Source organism: Labrys neptuniae (assembly GCF_040797145.1).
Lineage (GTDB): Bacteria > Pseudomonadota > Alphaproteobacteria > Rhizobiales > Labraceae > Labrys > Labrys neptuniae.
In genome coordinates this window covers 33386-50726 of sequence record NZ_JBFNQD010000022.1, presented here as the reverse complement: position 1 = coordinate 50726, position 17341 = coordinate 33386, and the positions used below count along the sequence as shown (strand labels likewise).

General features: G+C 65.1%; 19 protein-coding genes. 15 read left to right on the top strand and 4 right to left on the bottom strand.

The window, feature by feature from the left end; genetic code table 11:
• Nucleotides 1–134: 134 nt before the first annotated feature.
• Nucleotides 135–746, top strand: coding sequence for a glutathione S-transferase family protein (locus ABXS05_RS31695; RefSeq protein WP_367626664.1), 612 nt, complete (start codon nt 135–137; stop codon nt 744–746).
• Between the two features lie 44 nt (nt 747–790).
• A complete protein-coding gene (locus tag ABXS05_RS31690) occupies nt 791–1798 on the top strand; it encodes a pyridoxamine 5'-phosphate oxidase family protein (RefSeq protein WP_367626663.1) in 1008 nt (335 codons plus the stop codon).
• Here the strand turns inward: ABXS05_RS31690 and ABXS05_RS31685 are convergent.
• On the bottom strand, nt 1785–2852 hold the full coding sequence (locus ABXS05_RS31685) for a YeiH family protein (RefSeq protein ID WP_367626662.1): 1068 nt from the start codon (nt 2850–2852) through the stop codon (nt 1785–1787). The two genes, ABXS05_RS31690 and ABXS05_RS31685, sit on opposite strands and share 14 nt — an antisense overlap.
• A 100-nt stretch (nt 2853–2952) precedes the next feature.
• Between ABXS05_RS31685 and ABXS05_RS31680 the strand changes: the two genes are divergently transcribed.
• A complete protein-coding gene (locus ABXS05_RS31680) occupies nt 2953–3840 on the top strand; it encodes a LysR family transcriptional regulator (RefSeq protein WP_311934614.1) in 888 nt (295 codons plus the stop codon).
• A 9-nt stretch (nt 3841–3849) separates the two neighbouring features.
• Here the strand turns inward: ABXS05_RS31680 and ABXS05_RS31675 are convergent, their stop codons facing one another.
• Entirely contained in the window at nt 3850–4728 is an 879-nt protein-coding gene (locus tag ABXS05_RS31675) for a DMT family transporter (RefSeq protein ID WP_367626661.1), read from the bottom strand.
• Nucleotides 4729–4842: 114 nt separating this feature from the next.
• On the opposite strand from ABXS05_RS31675, the gene ABXS05_RS31670 reads away from it, so the two are divergent.
• Nucleotides 4843–5727, top strand: coding sequence for a LysR substrate-binding domain-containing protein (locus ABXS05_RS31670; protein WP_367626660.1), 885 nt, complete (start codon nt 4843–4845; stop codon nt 5725–5727).
• A gap of 114 nt (nt 5728–5841) precedes the next feature.
• Complete coding sequence (locus tag ABXS05_RS31665; protein WP_367626659.1) at nt 5842–6267, top strand: cupin domain-containing protein; 426 nt, start codon at nt 5842–5844, stop codon at nt 6265–6267.
• A gap of 8 nt (nt 6268–6275) precedes the next feature.
• Here ABXS05_RS31665 and ABXS05_RS31660 read toward each other — a convergent pair whose 3' ends face one another.
• The gene (locus ABXS05_RS31660; protein WP_311934618.1) at nt 6276–7145 is read right to left on the bottom strand and encodes a LysR family transcriptional regulator; all 870 of its coding nucleotides are present in this window, start codon (nt 7143–7145) and stop codon (nt 6276–6278) included.
• Between the two features lie 313 nt (nt 7146–7458).
• Between ABXS05_RS31660 and ABXS05_RS31655 the strand changes: the two genes are divergently transcribed.
• The 8 genes from ABXS05_RS31655 (at nt 7459) to ABXS05_RS31620 (ending at nt 14369) form a co-directional block, all read left to right on the top strand.
• Entirely contained in the window at nt 7459–8190 is a 732-nt protein-coding gene (locus tag ABXS05_RS31655; protein WP_311934619.1) for a transglycosylase domain-containing protein, read from the top strand.
• A 168-nt stretch (nt 8191–8358) separates the two neighbouring features.
• A complete protein-coding gene (gene rpmF / locus ABXS05_RS31650; RefSeq protein WP_068294749.1) occupies nt 8359–8544 on the top strand; it encodes a 50S ribosomal protein L32 in 186 nt (61 codons plus the stop codon).
• Between the two features lie 447 nt (nt 8545–8991).
• Nucleotides 8992–9552: a F0F1 ATP synthase subunit delta gene (locus ABXS05_RS31645; protein ID WP_311934620.1), complete on the top strand. Its 561-nt coding sequence runs from the start codon at nt 8992–8994 to the stop codon at nt 9550–9552.
• Nucleotides 9552–11078, top strand: a complete 1527-nt coding sequence (atpA, locus tag ABXS05_RS31640; protein ID WP_068294755.1) for a F0F1 ATP synthase subunit alpha — start codon at nt 9552–9554, stop codon at nt 11076–11078. The genes ABXS05_RS31645 and atpA overlap by 1 nt, the downstream gene beginning before the upstream one ends.
• Before the next feature lie 29 nt (nt 11079–11107).
• Nucleotides 11108–11983, top strand: a complete 876-nt coding sequence (locus ABXS05_RS31635) for a F0F1 ATP synthase subunit gamma (protein ID WP_311934621.1) — start codon at nt 11108–11110, stop codon at nt 11981–11983.
• Nucleotides 11984–12037: 54 nt separating this feature from the next.
• Nucleotides 12038–12442, top strand: a complete 405-nt coding sequence (locus ABXS05_RS31630) for an organic hydroperoxide resistance protein (RefSeq protein WP_311934622.1) — start codon at nt 12038–12040, stop codon at nt 12440–12442.
• Nucleotides 12443–12479: 37 nt separating this feature from the next.
• Nucleotides 12480–13910, top strand: a complete 1431-nt coding sequence (gene atpD / locus ABXS05_RS31625) for a F0F1 ATP synthase subunit beta (protein WP_068294763.1) — start codon at nt 12480–12482, stop codon at nt 13908–13910.
• A 57-nt stretch (nt 13911–13967) separates the two neighbouring features.
• A complete protein-coding gene (locus tag ABXS05_RS31620; RefSeq protein WP_311934623.1) occupies nt 13968–14369 on the top strand; it encodes a F0F1 ATP synthase subunit epsilon in 402 nt (133 codons plus the stop codon).
• A 132-nt stretch (nt 14370–14501) separates the two neighbouring features.
• On the opposite strand, the gene ABXS05_RS31615 is transcribed toward ABXS05_RS31620, so the two are convergent.
• The gene (locus ABXS05_RS31615; protein ID WP_322433605.1) at nt 14502–14714 is read right to left on the bottom strand and encodes a hypothetical protein; all 213 of its coding nucleotides are present in this window, start codon (nt 14712–14714) and stop codon (nt 14502–14504) included.
• A gap of 293 nt (nt 14715–15007) precedes the next feature.
• Here ABXS05_RS31615 and betI point away from each other — a divergent pair, with 293 nt between their 5' ends.
• Both betI and betB read left to right on the top strand, forming a co-directional pair.
• Entirely contained in the window at nt 15008–15640 is a 633-nt protein-coding gene (betI, locus tag ABXS05_RS31610; RefSeq protein ID WP_311934625.1) for a transcriptional regulator BetI, read from the top strand.
• 137 nt (nt 15641–15777) lie between these two features.
• Nucleotides 15778–17241, top strand: a complete 1464-nt coding sequence (betB, locus tag ABXS05_RS31605; RefSeq protein ID WP_367626658.1) for a betaine-aldehyde dehydrogenase — start codon at nt 15778–15780, stop codon at nt 17239–17241.
• Nucleotides 17242–17341: the final 100 nt, after the last annotated feature.

Below are 17341 nucleotides of genomic sequence, written 5' to 3'. Positions count from 1 at the left end.
ACTTCCCTCTGCTATCGCGGTCGAATGATTATTTCAATATTGGGAATGATGTCTTGCATGCAATCCATATTCTCTATCCCAGTCGAAATGATCAAAATCCTCCCACGACGCCGGCATTGGCGAGGAGGTTACCTATGAAGCTCTATCACTATCCCCTGTCGGGCCATTCCCATCGGGCCCACTTGTTTCTGTCGCTGGTGGGCGTGCCCCATGAACTGGTGGATGTCGACCTGAAGGCCGGCGAACACAAGAGGCCGGATTTCCTCAAGCTCAACACGCTGGGCCAGGTACCGGTTCTCGACGATGGCGGCGTCATCGTGCCGGATTCGCTCGCCATCATCGTCTATGTCGCCCGCAAGCTCGGCCTGGAGAGCTGGCTGCCGACCGAGCCGGCCGCCGCGGCAGCCGTGCAACGCTGGTTCTCGGTCGCGGCCGGCCAGCTCCGGATGGGCCCGGCCGCCGCTCGCCTGATCACGGTTTTCGGAGCCAAATATGACATCGAGCAGACCTTGGCGGCGGCTCATGCCATTCTCGGACTAATCGACCAGGAATTGGTCGGACACGACTGGATCGTTCTCGATCGCCCGACCGCTGCCGATGTGGCCCTCTACAGCTATATCGCCTCGGCCCCCGAGGGGAATGTCGATCTGACGCCCTATGCGCAGATCGGCGCGTGGTTGCGGCGGGTCGAGGCCCTGCCGGGCTTCGTGCCGTTCCAGAAGACCGCTATCGGGCTGGCCGCCTGAGGCGGCTCCGTCTCATCGCAAAACGCTTTCGAAAGGCAAATGTCATGGATGGCAATGTGCCTGTCGCCGCGGATTCACCGTGGCATCAGGGCGAGCTCGCCCTGCAGCGCCGGGCGGGAGCCGCCGAGCGCATGGATGTGGTCGGGCGGCGTGTGCTGCGTGACCATCTGATCGAGCAGCATCGCGATTTCTACCCGTTGCTTCCCTTCATCGTCGTCGGTGCCGCCGATCGTGCCGGCGAGATCTGGGCAACGATCCTGGCCGGCCGGCCGGGGTTCCTCCATTCGCCCGAGCCCCACGCGCTGCATGTGGCAGCCATGGCGGATCCCGCCGACCCTGCGGCTTCCGGCCTGGAGGATGGTGCCGCGATCGGCCTGCTCGGCATCGAGCTGCATACGAGGCGGCGCAACCGGCTCAACGGCACGGTGCGGCGCACGGGCCCGGACGCCTTCGACGTCGAGGTCGGCGAGAGCTTCGGCAATTGCCCGCGCTATATCCGCTTGCGCGACTTCAGCTTCGCTCGCGATCCGGCCGCGGCTTCCACGCTGCCGGTCCGGCGCTTCGATCGCATCGAAGGCCCTGCGGCGGCTCTGATCGCCGGCGCCGAGACACTCTTCATCGCGTCTTCGGTGGTGGGCGCGGCCGGCCACCGGCAGGTCGACGTCTCCCATCGTGGCGGCCGGCCGGGCTTCGTGGCGGTACAGGACGACGGCAGCCTGCTGATGCCGGATTTTGCCGGCAATCTCTTCTTCAACACGCTGGGCAACATCCTGGTCGATCCGCGCTGCGGCTTCACCTTCGTCGATTTCGCGACGGGAGACCTGCTCCAGCTCTCGGGAGACGGCGAGGTGATCCTGGAGGGGCCGGAGATCGCCGCCTTCGAAGGCGCCGAGCAATTGCTGCGCTTTCGGCCCAGGCAGATCGTATTGAGGCCAGGCGCTTTGCCGCTGCGCTGGCATTCGCCCGAAGATGGTGCCTCACCGCACGCCCTGGCGACGGGGAGTTGGGACGAGGCGCGCGCCTTGCTGAAAACGGTCTTCAGGCAACCTTGAGCAGGACGATCAACGCGTAGCTGATCACGCCGAGGGCGAGCAGGGACAGAATCACCGTCGAGGTCACCCGCGGCCCGGCCTTGGCGACGGCTCGGATGTCGACGGTAAGGCCGAGCGCGGCCATCGAAATGATGGTGAGCGTGTTGGCGGCCGAGGCGATCGGCTGGAGCGAGGCCTGTGGCAGGAGGCCGAAGGAGCGCAGAGCCATCATGGCCAGGAAGCCGATGATGAACCAAGGCACGATCTGGCTGAGGCGGGGACGTGCCTGGGCAGGCGTGCCTGCTGCCGAGGCGTCCGCCTTGCGCCGGATATCGCTGATAAGGGCCAGAATCACGATGACCGGGCCGAGCATCAGCACGCGGGCGAGCTTGACCAGGGTGCCGATCTGCACGCTGAGGGCGGCGACCGGCGCGGTCGCGGCCAGAACCTGCGGCACGGCATAGACGGTCAATCCGGCGAAGACGCCATACTGGCCCGGCGTGAGGTCGAGCGCCGGCACCAGCAGCGGCAGGCCGATCACGGCGACCACGCCGAGCACGGCGGTGAAGGCGATCGAGGCGGCAACGTCCTTGCCGTTGGCGCCGATCACCGGTGCCGTCGCTGCGATGGCGGAGTTGCCGCAGATCGAATTGCCGCAGGCGACCAGCAGGGCCATGTTGTGCGGCAGGCCGAAGGCGCGGCCGATGCCGAAGCTCAGCGTGATCGACACCATCACCACGCCGGCAATGCCCGCCATCAAGCCGAGCCCGGCATCGGCGATGGCGGCAGCGCTGACGGAAGCGCCGAGCAGGACGACGGCGACCTCCAGCAGGGTCTTGGCGCCGAAGGTGATGCCGCGATCGAAGCGGGCATGCGGCTGGGCGAAGGTACGGATCAGGGCGCCGATCAGGATGGCGAGAACGAGAGCCTCCAGCCAGGCCTTGCCGAACAGCTTGGCCTCGATGAGCTCGGCGCCCATGGCGAGGGCGGTGACGACGATGCACAGGCCCGCGCCGGGAAGAATCCCGCGAAGTCCTGTCCTATCGCTGAACCGGCTGCCGAATTTGCTGCTCATGATCCACCTGCAATTCACAGGTTTCTTCTGCCTTATTGGCTCTGTTCAATCCATTTCAAAATAGTGTAGAAATCATTCGATAAAATCGAATGGTTTTGCGATGACCCTGGAGCAGCTCAGAATTTTTGTGGCGGTCGCCGAGCGTGAACACCTGACGCAGGCCGCGGGCGAACTGCATCTGACGCCTTCGGCCGTCAGCTCGGCCATCCGCGTGCTGGAGGATCGTTACGGCGCGGCTTTGTTCCATCGCGTCGGCCGCCGCATCGAGATGACGCCGGGCGGGCGGGAGTTCCTGCCCACGGCGCGGGCGACGCTCGCTTCGGCCAAGGCGGCGGAGCTGGCTTTGTCCGAACTTGGTAGCGGCGCGCGCGGCTCGCTTGTCGTGCATGCCAGCCAGACCATTGCAAGCTATTGGGTGGCGCCCTTCCTGGCGCGCTATCATGACGTGCATCCGCATGTCGATCTCAGGCTGGAGATCGGCAACACCCAGAGCGTTACCCAGGCCGTGCTGGAAGGGGCGGCCGAGATCGGCTTCATCGAGGGCGCCATCGACGAGCCGGCCCTGGCGGTGCAGACGGTGGCGCATGACCGGTTGATCGTGGTGGTGGCGCCGGGCCATCCCTGGGCCGACGGGCGTACGGTGCGGCCCTATGACATCGCCACCGCGCGCTGGATCATGCGCGAGGAAGGGTCCGGCACCCGCTCTGTCTTCGAGGAGGCCTTGCGGGCGCGGGACGTCGACCCAGGCGCCCTCGAGATCGCTCTGGTGCTGCCCTCGAACGAGGCCGTGCGTTCGGCCGTGCGCTCGGGGCCATTTGCCACCGTGATGTCGGAACTCGTCGCGGCGCCCGATTTGCAGGCGGGGCGGCTGGTGCGGATCGCCTTCGACATGCCGCCGCGGGCTTTCCGCATGCTGCGCCACCGCGAGCGCTACCGCACCAAGGCCTCGCAGATGCTGGAGATGGTGATCACCCAGACGGGCGGATGAGATCGTCTCTCAGCCGCCGCTGGTCGCGGGGAGCCGGGTCAGCCAATAGCCGCCGGCGAGGATGGTGAGGCAGCCGAGCGCGGCCTTGAGGTCGGGAACCTCGCCGAAGGCGAGGAGGCCGAGCAGGGCGGCGAACACGATCCAGCTATAGCCGATCGGCCCGGCCACCGCGATGTCGGCGAGCCGATAGCCCCTGATGTTGCAATATTGGGCGAGGATCGCCACCGGCCCGAGCATCAGGCAGGCCAGGATCGGGCCAGGACCGACGATCTTCCAGCTCAGCCAAGCCGGCACCAGCATCAGGAGGAAGCTGAAGAGGTTGACATGGGCCAGCATGGAGAGCGGGGTATCGCCCTTGGTCAGCCGTTTCACATAGATGATCTCGAAGGCCATCAGCACGGCGCCAAGCAGGGCCATCGCGGCGGGAACGGTGACGTCGCCGAACGATGTGGCGGCCGAATGCTGGCCGATCACCACCGCGAGCGCCCCGAGGCCGCAGGTGAGGCCGGCCAGCCAATGGCGCCAGCCCACGGTCTCACCCAGCATGACGACGGCGAGCGCGACCACGAAGATGCCTTCGAGCAGGCCGATGGCGCTGGCGGCGGCAACCGGCATATGGGCGGCGGCATAGATCGCCGCCAGGCCACCGAAACTACCGAAGCAGGCGCGCAGGAAATGCTGGCCCGGCCGCGGGCTGCGCAGGGCAGTGAGGGACTGCCCGCCGGCCTTGGCCACGACGAGTGTGGTGACGAAGCCGCTGGCATAGCGAAGTACGAGGATCTGCGGAATCGCGAGCAGGGGGCCGGCAAAACGGCCGGAGGCGAAGATCAGGGTGAACAAAGCGGTGCCGACCAGGAGCCAGAGGGCGCCCTTGGCATTGGCACTCATGCCGGCTGTCCCAGCCAGCGGCGTTGATTTTGCTGCAATCGTCATGCTTGATGAGGTCACAGATTTCATCCCTGCAAACAAACGCGTTCTTTGATTGCTGCATGAGGAAAATCGATGCAGACGCCTCGCCGTCTTCCGTCCCTCAACGCTGTGCGCGTCTTCGAGGCAGCGGCTCGCCTCGGCAGCCTGAAAGCGGCCGGCGAGGAATTGGGCGTGACGGCCAGCGCCGTCAGCCATCAGGTGCGCCACCTTGAGGAAGGGCTCGGCGTGCGCCTGTTCGCCCGTTCGAACAATGCCATCGAGCTGACGGCGGAGGGCGCGCGTTTTGCGGCGGCGACCGCGCCGGCGCTCGACATGATCGCGGCGGCGGCTTCCGCGCTGCAGCGCGACGCCAACGAGGTCCTCGTGCGCGCCTCGGTGTCGCTGGCCCTGCGCTGGCTGATTCCGCGCCTCGGCCGCTTCCGCCAGGCTCATCCTTCCATCCGCGTCCGCCTGGAGACACCGGTCTCGGCAATGGCCGACCATGACGACATCGATCTCGTCATCGGCTATTCCCGCGCGGAAAATCCGGTCCAGGGGGGAGCGGTGCTGTTCGACGATGTCTGCGTCGTGGTGGCGGCACCCGAGGTTGCCGCCCGCTATCGCGATGCCGGTGCCGCGGAACTGGCCGGCTCGGGAGCCCTGATTTCGGCGACGCAGGACGATTGGGACTGGCGTCGCTGGGCCGAGGTCAATGGCGTCGACTGGCGCGAGGTGCGCATGGCCAATCGCTTCGAGATCGACGATGCGGCCTGGGAGGCGGCGAGTGCGGGCCTTGGCATGACTCTGGCCTCGCCGCGCCTGATCGAGCGGGAACTGCGCAACGGCCTGCTGGCCGTGGTCGGCCCGCAGGACGGGTTGCTGCTCGGCAATTACTGGGTGCGGGCCCGCCCGCCCATTCGACGGGGTGCGGAACTCTTCCTGGCCTGGCTGCTGGAGACCGCGGCCGAAGCCGCCTGAGAAGCGCGGCCGGGCGGCAAAACCCACCCTTGTCGGGGAAGCGATTGGAGCGCAAGCTCGCAGGGAGCCGCAGCTCATCTCTGTCTCGAAACTGGCGACCAGGGGGATCGCGCCATGTCGGAAGTCATCAGCATCAAGGGTCTGGAACTGCGCTTCCTGCATAGCAAGGCGGACACGCAGGGCAGCCTCGACATGTTCGAGATGATCGTCCAGCCGCACGCCCGCATGCCGGTCGCGCATTATCACGAAAGCTGGGACGAAACGGTCTATGGCCTCGAAGGCAAGATGACCTTCCGAATCGGAGATGGTGAAGTTGGATTGAGCGTGGGAGAGACGCTCTTCATCCCGCGCGGCACCGTCCATGCCTTCCGCAATGACGGACAGGTGCCGGCGACCTGCCTCGTCGTGCTGACGCCTGGCGTGCTCGGCATCGACTATTTCCGCGAAGTGGCGGCACTGCTGGCGTCCGACACGCCCGATCTTGCGCAAATGGGTGCCATCATGCGCCGCTACGGGCTGATACCCGCTCCCTTGAATTGAAGCGCGTTCTATTTGCCGATCGGCAGCAGTTCCAGGAAGGCTCGGCCGGCGGGGCTGATGTCCTGCTTGCGGACGGAGGCATGCAGGTCTCGGCGCAGCGGCGGGGTCAGCCGGCGAACTGCCAGACCGCTGGTGTCGTCCGGCAGCGTGAGGTCGGGCATCACGGTGAGGCCGATGCCCTCGCGCACCATGCCGAAGATGGTGGCATTGTCACGCACCAGGAACAATATGTTCGGCTTGCTGCGGGCTGCCGCCAGTGCGTCGTCGAGTTGGCGGTTGCCGCCGCCGCCCGAGAAGATGGCGCGCTCGCCATCGATGGCGTCCAGGCCGATCGAGGCGTTCTTGGCCAGGGGATGGCCGCCGGGCAGGATCAGCACGAAATCGTCATTGGCGACAATGGTATTGTCGAGATCGGGGTGAGGCTCGCCGCTGATGCCGATATCGACGGCATCGGCGAGCACCCAGTCATTTACTTCCTCGTCGGTGCCCAGATGCAGGGTGATGCCGGCCTGCGGATAGAGCGCCCGGAACGGTTTGAGCCAACCAGGCAGCAATCTCGCCGCCGCGCTCTGCACCGAGCCGATGCGCAGCGTCGTGCCGGAGAGCTTGTCGCTGGCCTTGGTGACGGCGGCCAGGCGCTGTGCGCCCGCCAACAGGGCCTGGGCCTCCGCGAAGGCGGCCTCACCGAGATCGGTGAGCTTCACGCCCACGCGCGTACGGATCAGCAGCTTGGCGCCGAGGGCATCCTCCAGCCCGGCGATCGCCTGGCTCACGGCCGATTGGGTGAGATGGATGCGCTGGGCGGCGGCAGTGAAACCGCCGGTCTCCGCTGCGGCGACGAAACAGCGCAATTGGGTGAACGTGATATTAGGATGCATGATCGCTGAAGCTTGGCAGAACAGTTGTCCTAATATGATCTGTGCCTGCCGACTTGCCTAGGATTACGGTTGCATCTGAATAAAAGAGTGCGGGGCATGCGGAGTGTCGGCCTCCTTGCCGACATCCTGGTCGCCAACGAGCACGTTTTTTTCACGATGTCGGCAAGGAGGCCGACACTCCGCATTTCCTTCGGATGAAAACTGCAGCCGTCGTGCTGGGGCGGGTCGTCACCACCTCTTCGCGACGAGCCGGGTGCGCTGGCTGGCACTTTGCGCTATGACGAGGCGTGAAACGAGGGATCGGGCAGGGGTGATGGCTGACGCGGCAGCGCCCGAAGACAGGCCGGAACTTGGGGTTGCAATGGCCGTCAGGAGAAGCTCGCGCACGCTATGGCGGCGCCTCGTCATGGTTGCGATCGGGCTCGCGGCCCTGCCCGTGGTGCTCACCATCCTCTATACGGTGGTGCCGCCGATCTCGCTGCCCATGCTGGGACGCTATCTCACCGGCCAAGCCGTCGACCGGCGCTGGACGCCGATCGAAAATATCGCGCCGGTCGCCCGCTTCTCGGTGATGGCCTCCGAGGATGGCCAGTTCTGCCGTCACTGGGGCGTCGATTTCGGCGCCATCGCGGACGTGCTGGAACGCGGCGGCGAAAAGGGCCCTTCGCGCGGCGCCTCCACCATCGCGATGCAGACGGTGAAGAATCTCTATCTGTGGCCGCTGCCGACCTTCGCCCGCAAGCCGCTCGAGGTGCCGCTGGCCGTGTGGACCGACCTGGTCTGGTCGAAGAAGCGCGTGCTGGAGGTCTATCTCAACGTGGCGGAATGGGGAGACGGCATCTACGGTATCGAGGCGGCAGCCCAGCATTATTTCAAGAAGCCGGCCTCCAGGCTCAATGCCCGCGAGGCGGCCCAGCTCGCCGTGGTGCTGCCCAATCCGATCCGCCGCAGCGCCGGCTCGCCGACGCGGCGCCTGCGCAACCTGGCCGGCCTGATCGTCAACCGCGCCCGCAACTCGTCCGGCTATTTCGACTGTGTGAGATAAGGTATGCACCTCCGCGGTCCCAGCCGCGCTATTTCCCGGACGAAAGATTCTCGCGCCAGCCTCTTTCTTCCTGAGTTCTCTTCCTGTATAGGCTGCGCCTTCAATCGATTTTGTCATCGGCCTGTCGTGACTGTCACGGCATCCGCACGCCACGAAGAAGATACCCCAATGGCTGTTCCGAAGCGAAAAACCTCCCGCATGAAGCGCGGCTTCCGCCGTTCCGCTGATGCCCTCAAGGCCCCGACCTATGTCGAGGACAAGGATTCGGGCGAACTGCGCCGTCCGCATCATGTCGATCTGAAGACCGGCATGTATCGCGGCCGCCAGATCCTGACCCAGAAGTCCGACGCCTGAGATTGCGCGCGGTTCTCCGCGCGGCATCTCGTCCGGGCCGGCTGATTGCCGGCCCTTTTGTTTGTCTTGAGTACGGGCGCCGGGGGCGGGGCCCGGAACTTTTCGTACACTGAAACACGGGACCTGACGCGCGGGCGTGTGGCCGAATTCGACCTCCGATCCGGGATGGCGGAAGGTGTCCTCGCTGCTCTCATTCGAGAACCGTGACAAACGGGGCGGGTTCTGCCGGTGGATTGAGGTTTTTTCGCCGCGTTTTCGGTGTTTCCCTCTTGTTGCGTCGGCCAAGCCTGTGTGTTAGGTGAGCGCTCGTGTTGCAGGGGCGGGACCTTGTCCTTCCTGCAACCGTGAGGAAATTCAACATATCCGCCAAGGGGTTGGGCGGTCGGGTGCGGGGAATCCCGGCTGGACTGCTGTTCTCCCGAAGTGGTTTCAGCAGAGAGACACGCGGTGGCAGGGGAAGAACCGATCGTATCCGGCATGGCAAGCCGCTATGCCAATGCCTTGTTCGAGCTCGCCAGTGAGCAGAACGCCATCGATTCCGTTGCAGCCGATCTTGGCCGTTTCAATGGCCTCGTCGAGGAAAGCGCCGATCTCAAGCGCCTCGTCCGCAGCCCCGTCTTTTCCTCCGAAGAGCAGACCAAAGCCGTAACGGCCGTGCTCGAGCGCGCCGGCATCGGTGGTATTGCCGCCAATTTCATCAAGCTTGCCGCCCATAACCGCCGCCTCTTCGCGGTTGGCGACATGATCTCCGCCTTCACCGCGCTGGTCGCCAAGGCGCGCGGACAGGCGAGCGCCGAAGTCACGGCGGCCCAGCCGCTCTCCGACGACAATCTCAATGTCCTCAAGGACTCGCTCAAGAGCGCGACCGGCAAGGACATCTCCCTCAACGTCAAGGTCGACCCGAGCCTGATCGGCGGTCTGATCGTCAAGATCGGTAGCCGCATGATCGACGCCTCGCTCAAGACCAAACTCCAATCGATCAAGATCGCCATGAAAGAGGTCGGCTGATGGACATCCGCGCCGCAGAAATTTCCGCCATTCTGAAGGACCAGATCAAGAATTTCGGCCAGGAAGCCGAAGTTTCCGAAGTCGGTCAGGTTCTCTCCGTCGGTGACGGTATTGCCCGCGTCTATGGCCTCGACAACGTCCAGGCCGGTGAGATGGTCGAGTTCCCTGGCGGCGTGCGTGGCATGGCGCTGAACCTCGAAACCGACAATGTCGGTATCGTGCTGTTCGGTTCCGACCGCGAGATCAAGGAAGGCGACACCGTCAAGCGCACCCGCGCCATCGTGGACGTGCCGGTCGGCAAGGGCCTGCTCGGCCGCGTGGTTGACGCCCTCGGCAACCCGATCGACGGCAAGGGCCCGATCCAGGCTGATACCCGCGCCCGCGTGGACGTCAAGGCGCCCGGCATCATCCCGCGCAAGTCGGTGAACGAGCCGATGGCGACCGGCCTGAAGGCCATCGACGCCCTGATCCCGATCGGCCGCGGCCAGCGCGAGCTGATCATCGGCGACCGCCAGACCGGCAAGACCGCCGTGGCGCTCGACACCATCCTCAACCAGAAGCCGCTCAACCAGGGCGACGACGAGACCAAGAAGCTCTATTGCGTCTACGTCGCCGTCGGCCAGAAGCGCTCCACCGTCGCCCAGTTCGTCAAGGTGCTGGAAGAGAACGGCGCGCTCGACTACTCGATCGTCGTTGCCGCGACCGCTTCCGACCCGGCCCCGATGCAGTTCCTGGCGCCCTTCGCCGGCTGCGCCATGGGCGAATATTTCCGCGACAACGGCATGCATGCCGTGATCATCTATGACGATCTGTCCAAGCAGGCCGTCGCCTATCGCCAGATGTCGCTGCTGCTGCGCCGCCCGCCGGGCCGCGAAGCCTATCCGGGCGACGTGTTCTACCTGCATTCCCGCCTGCTCGAGCGCGCCGCCAAGATGGGCAAGGATGCCGGCCTCGGCTCGCTGACCGCCCTGCCGGTCATCGAAACCCAGGCCAACGACGTGTCGGCCTACATCCCGACCAACGTGATCTCGATCACCGACGGCCAGATCTTCCTCGAGACCGACCTCTTCTACCAGGGCATCCGTCCTGCCGTGAACGTGGGTCTGTCGGTGTCGCGCGTCGGCTCCTCGGCGCAGACCAAGGCGATGAAGAAGGTTGCCGGCAAGATCAAGGGCGAGCTCGCCCAGTATCGCGAAATGGCCGCCTTCGCCCAGTTCGGCTCCGACCTCGACGCCACCACCCAGCGTCTGCTCGCCCGTGGCGCCCGCCTGACCGAGCTCCTGAAGCAGGGCCAGTTCTCGCCGCTGAAGATGGAAGAGCAGGTCGTGGTGATCTACGCCGGCGTCAACGGCTATCTCGACAAGATCGAGGTCAGCAAGGTGAAGCCCTTCGAAACGGGTCTGCTCGCCAAGCTGCGCGCCGAGGGCTCGATCCTCGAGGCGATCCGTTCTTCCGGCGATCTCAGCGACGACGTTGCCGCCAAGCTCAAGGACCAGGTCGAGGCGTTCGCCAAGACCTTCGCCTGATCCGCAAGCACTGATAGGAAGGCGAAGCGATGGCATCGCTTAAGGACCTTAGAAACCGCATTGCCTCAGTGAAGGCGACGCAGAAGATCACCAAGGCCATGCAGATGGTCGCGGCCGCCAAGTTGCGCCGCGCCCAGACGGCGGCCGAGGCGGCGCGTCCCTATGCCGAACGCATCGACGCCGTGCTGGCCAATCTCGCCGGCTCGATCGCTGATCCGCGCCAGGCCCCACCGCTGCTGGCGGGCAGCGGCAAGGACCAGACCCATCTGCTGGTGGTCTGCACCGGCGAACGTGGCCTGTGCGGTGCCTTCAACACCGCGATCGCCCGCCTTGCCCGCGAGCAGGCGACGGCGCTGCTCGGCCAGGGCAAGACGGTGAAGATCCTGTGCGTTGGGCGCAAGGGCTTTGACGTGCTCAAGCGCCAGTTCGAGAAGCACATCATCGAGCTGGTCGATTTCCGCTCCGTTCGTCAGCTCGGCTTCGAGCATGCCGATCAGGTCGGTGCGAAGATCCGCAAGCTCTACGCCGAAGGCGCCTTCGACGTCTGCACGCTCTATTATTCGACCTTCAAGTCGGTGATCTCGCAGATCCCGACCGCCAAGCGGCTGATCCCGGCCGAAGTGCCGGTCGTCCAGGAAGGCGCGCAGAAGGTTGCCTATGACTATGAGCCGGACGAGGGCGCCATCCTCGCCGATCTCCTGCCGCGCAACATCTCGGTGCAGGTGCTGCGCGCCCTGCTTGAGAACAATGCCTCCTTCTATGGAGCGCAGATGAGCGCCATGGACAACGCCACCCGCAATGCCGGCGAGATGATCAAGAAGCAGACGATCACCTACAACCGCACGCGCCAGGCGATGATCACCAAGGAACTGATCGAAATCATCTCGGGTGCGGAAGCACTCTAAGGCGTTTGCGGCCTTTGCAGGCCGCGATCGCATATGGGAACAAGGAGATTCGTGATGTCTTATACGACTTCTGCCTCGACCAAGGGTGGCCGTGAAGGCCGTGCGATTCTCGACAATGGCGGGCTGGCGCTCGCCATGGCGTTCCCCAAGGAGCTGGGCGGCAATGGCGAAGGCCACAACCCCGAGCAGCTCTTCGCGCTGGGCTATTCGGCCTGCTACGGCCAGGCGATCGTGGCGCTGGGCCGCAAGCATGGCATCGATGGCAACACGGCCAAGATCACCTGCCAGGTCACCCTGAGCAAGGACGATGTCAGCTTCGCTCTCGCGGTGGAGCTGAAGGTCCATGTTCCCGGCGCCGATCCTGCCGCCGTCAAGGCGCTGGTCGAAGAAGCCCACCAGATCTGCCCCTATTCCCGCGCGACGCGCAACAACGTGCCGGTCACGTTGACCGTCGTCTGACCCGTTTCAAGTATAGAAGAGACTTTTGGAGAACCCCATGGCCAACAAGACCGGACGCGTTGTGCAGGTCATCGGCGCCGTCGTCGACGTGCAGTTCGACGAGCATCTGCCCGAGATTCTGAACGCGCTTGAGACCACCAACAACGGCCAGCGCCTCGTGCTGGAAGTCGCCCAGCATCTGGGCGAATCCACCGTGCGCTGCATCGCCATGGACGTGTCCGAAGGTCTGGTCCGCGGCCAGGAAGTCACCGACACCGGCACCCCGATCGCCGTGCCGGTCGGTAATGCCACGCTCGGCCGCATCATGAACGTGATCGGCGAGCCGATCGATGAAGCCGGTCCGGTCAACGGCGACGGCGTTCGCCCGATCCACGCTGCGGCGCCCACCTTCGCCGAGCAGTCGACCGAAGCCCAGATCCTGGTCACCGGCATCAAGGTCGTCGACCTCCTGGCTCCCTACGCCAAGGGCGGCAAGATCGGCCTGTTCGGCGGCGCCGGCGTCGGCAAGACCGTGCTCATTCAGGAACTGATCAACAACATCGCCAAGACCCATGGCGGCTTCTCGGTGTTCGCCGGCGTCGGCGAGCGCACCCGCGAAGGCAACGACCTCTATCACGAGTTCATCGAAGCCGGCGTGAACGACGACCCGCACAACCCCAAGGGCATCCAGTCGAAGTGCGCCCTGGTGTTCGGCCAGATGAACGAGCCGCCGGGTGCCCGCGCCCGCGTCGCCCTGACCGGCCTCACCGTCGCCGAGAACTTCCGCGACCAGGGCCAGGACGTGCTGTTCTTCGTGGACAACATCTTCCGCTTCACCCAGGCCGGCTCGGAAGTGTCGGCGCTTCTCGGCCGTATTCCTTCGGCCGTGGGCTATCAGCCGACGCTCGCCACCGACATGGGCGCGCTGCAGGAGCGCATCACCACCACGACCAAGGGCTCGATCACCTCGGTGCAGGCCATCTACGTGCCGGCCGACGACTTGACCGACCCGGCGCCCGCCACCTCCTTCGCCCATCTGGACGCCACGACCGTGCTGTCGCGCTCGATCGCTGAAAAGGGCATCTATCCGGCGGTCGACCCACTCGACTCCACCTCGCGCATGCTCTCCCCGGCCGTGGTCGGCGAGGAACACTATGCGGTGGCTCGTTCGGTCCAGCAGATCCTGCAGCGCTACAAGTCTCTGCAGGACATCATCGCCATTCTCGGCATGGACGAACTGTCCGAAGAGGACAAGCTCACCGTGGCCCGCGCCCGCAAGGTCGAGCGCTTCCTGTCGCAGCCCTTCGACGTCGCCAAGGTGTTCACCGGCTCGGACGGCGTGCAGGTTCCGATCGAGGACACCGTCAAGGGCTTCAAGGGCATCGTGGAAGGCCAGTACGACTACCTGCCGGAAGCCGCCTTCTACATGGTCGGCACCATCGAGCAGGCCGTCGAAAAGGGCAAGCGCCTCGCCGCCGAGGCTGCGTAACAAGGCTAATGGGGGCGCCGCCAGGCGCCCCTCTTCTGGAAATCAAGGACCGCATCGATGGCCAGCTTCCAATTCGAACTCGTCACGCCTGAGAAGCTGCTGTTCTCCGGCCCTGTCGAATCCGTCGTCGTTCCTGGCAGCGAAGGCGATTTCGAGGTGCTGTCCCAGCACGCTCCGGTGATGTCGACCATCCGGCCCGGCATCATCGTGGTCAAGGAAACCGCCGGCGGCTCGTCCCGTCATCTGTTCGTGCGCGGCGGCTTCGCGGATGTCAATCCGCAGGGCCTCACCATCCTTGCCGAGCAGGCCGTTCCGATCGAGGAAATGACCCCCGACAAACTGAGCCAGGAAATCGCGGCCGCCGAGGCTGCAGTCCAGGCCGCCGTCGACGATGCCGCTAAGGCCCTGGCCGATCTCAAGCTCGGCCAGATCAAGGAATTGCAGAAGGCGCTGAGCTGAGTTCGCTCATCCTTTCGTTCTGAAAAGCGCGCTTCGGCGCGCTTTTTGTTTTTGCGAGGGCGGAAAGCCACGATCGCAGCAAAGCGAAGATCGCACCATGCCCGGCATGGTGCGACGACATTCGCGCTTCGCTCAGCCGTTCAGCTGGATCGTGGTCAGCAGGGCCTTGGCGACTTCGGTCGTGACGCGGCGCTTGTAGCGCTCGTGGACCACCTGCCCGTTATGGAAGACCTTGTGCTCGACATAGACCATATGGCCATCCCAGCGCAGGACATTATCCGTTTCCGTCGTCTCGATGACATTAAGCCCTGGTACGAGTTGACCTTCGGTCGACTTGTCGCGCATCCGGTTGTTCCTCCCGTCTGATTCCTGGAGCAAAGCGCGCTCATGACTGAGCGCTTATGTGCTCCAGCTCCTTGTTTTCAGGCCAATCCACCGGATTGGCTAGAGCGCCTTGGCGATTTTTGGTGATTCCGCAAATCGCGAACGCTTGGGCTCGTCGCACGCCAGCATGCCGCCTTCGCAGGAAAATGGAAAGGGGATCGACGCCGGTCTCCAGTTCCGATCGCCGCCAAGAATCGGCGTCGGCATGGCGATCGGCTCTTGACTGATTGAACGTTCAAAATATTGTATTGGCCATGGCCGCTCAACTCACCTCAACCAACCAACGCCCGATCCGTCTGCGTCGCGTCGACGCCGGAGATGTGCGGCGTCGGCAGTTGATCGAAGCGACCATCGAGGCGATCGGCGAACTCGGCTTCAATGCCACGACGATTGCGGAGATTGCCCGCCGCGCGGACGTCTCCACCGGCTTGGTCTCCTTCTATTTCGGGGACAAGGACGGGCTCCTGGAAGCGACCCTGCGTCATCTCGCCCGGCAGTTGTCACGGGGGGCCGCAGCCCGCCTGCGCGACGCCACTACGCCGCGGGCCCGTGTCCAGGCGGTGATCGAGACCATGCTCGGTGTCAGCCAGTTCGAACGGCGCATCGGCACGGTCTGGCTGGCTTTCTGGGGGCAGGTGCCGCATTCGCCGCGCTTTGCCCGGGTGCAGCGGGCCTATCATCGCCGCATCGCGGGCAATCTCGCCCATGCGCTGCTGCCGGTGCTGCGGCCGGAGCCGGCGCGGGCGCTGGCCGAGACCATCGCCGCGATGATCGACGGGCTTTGGCTGCGCGCCACCCTGGCCAATGATCCGGATGGCCGCATGGCCAGGAGTGTGGCGACCGGCTTCGTCGACAGTCAGTTCATGCTGCTCGGCCTCAGCCGCTGAGGTCAGGCGCCGGGAGTTGGCGCCGAGGATTGGCCGGAGGCGAGGGCGCCGGCTTGCATTTGGAAGTTGAGTTCATATCGAAAAGCGGAAAACGGCTCCGAACAAGCGGCGGCCCTTCCAGGCGGGGAGTTTGAAGAATGCGCTACGGCGTTGTGAAGAACCATATCGGCGGCGCCTTCGTCGACGCCACCTCGGGCGAGACCTTCCCCTCGGTCGATCCGGCCACCGGCGAGACCATCGCCGAGGTCGAGCAGGCCGGCGATGCCGACATCGAGCGGGCGATCGAGGCGGCCAAGGCCGGCTTCAAGGTGTGGTCGCGCATGACGGGCGCCGAGCGCGGCCGCATCCTCAAGCGCACCGCCGACATCCTGCGCGAGAAGAATGCGGCGCTGGCCGAGATCGAGACGCGCGATACCGGCAAGCCGATCCAGGAAACCATCGCCGTCGACGTGCTGTCGGGCGCCGACTGCCTCGAATATTTCGCCGGCATCGCCGCCACCCTCACCGGTGAGCATGTCGATCTCGGCCCGTCTGCCTTCGGCTATACCCGCCGCGAGCCGCTCGGTGTCGTCGCCGGTATCGGCGCCTGGAACTACCCGATCCAGATCGCCTGCTGGAAATCCGCCCCGGCGCTCGCCTGTGGCAACGCCATGATCTTCAAGCCCTCCGAGGTGACGCCGCTGACCGCGCCCTATCTCGCCGAGGCCTTCAAGGAAGCCGGCCTGCCGGATGGCGTTTTCAACGTGGTGCAGGGCGATGCCCGTGTCGGCAAGGCACTGGTCGCCCATCCTGCCATCAAGAAGATCTCGCTGACGGGCGAGGCCGGCACCGGCCGCATCATCATGGCCAATGCCGCCAAGACGCTGAAGCATGTCACGCTCGAACTCGGCGGCAAGTCGCCCCTGATCGTGTTCGAGGACGCCAAGCTCGACAATGCCGTCTCCGGCGCCCTGCTCGGCAATTTCTATTCGGCCGGCGAGGTCTGCTCGAACGGCACGCGCGTCTTCGTGCACAAATCGGTGAAGGACGCCTTCCTCGCCAAGCTCAAGGCGCGGGTCGAGAAGATGGTGATCGGCGATCCCCTCGATCCCAACACCCATGTCGGTGCGCTCGTCAGCCAGGAGCACCTGGAAAAGGTGATGTCCTATGTCGAGAAGGGCAAGGCAGAAGGGGCGAAGCTGCTCACCGGAGGCCATCGCGTCACCACCGGTGCGCTCGCCAAGGGGGCCTTCGTCGCCCCCACCATCTTCGACGGCTGCCAGGACGACATGGCCATCGTGCGCGAGGAGATCTTCGGCCCGGTGATGACGGTGCTGAGCTTCGACGACGAGGACGAGGTCGTCGCCCGCGCCAACGACACCGAATATGGCCTGGCGGCCGGCGTGTTCACCAACGACCTTTCCCGCGGTCATCGCGTCATCGCCAATCTCGAGGCCGGCACCTGCTGGATCAACCAGTACAACGTCACGCCGATCGAGCTGCCCTTCGGCGGGGTGAAGCTCTCCGGCCTCGGGCGCGAGAATTCGCGCGCGGCGGTGGAGCACTACACCCAGATCAAGAGCGTCTACGTCGCCCTGGGCGACATCGAGGCGCCGTACTGAGCTCTGGGAACGCAGACGTCACAGCGACATGCCGGCATGTCCCGGCGTCCGCACCTGGAAACGCGACGATTGCAGGATGGGACGAGCGGACGAGACGTCC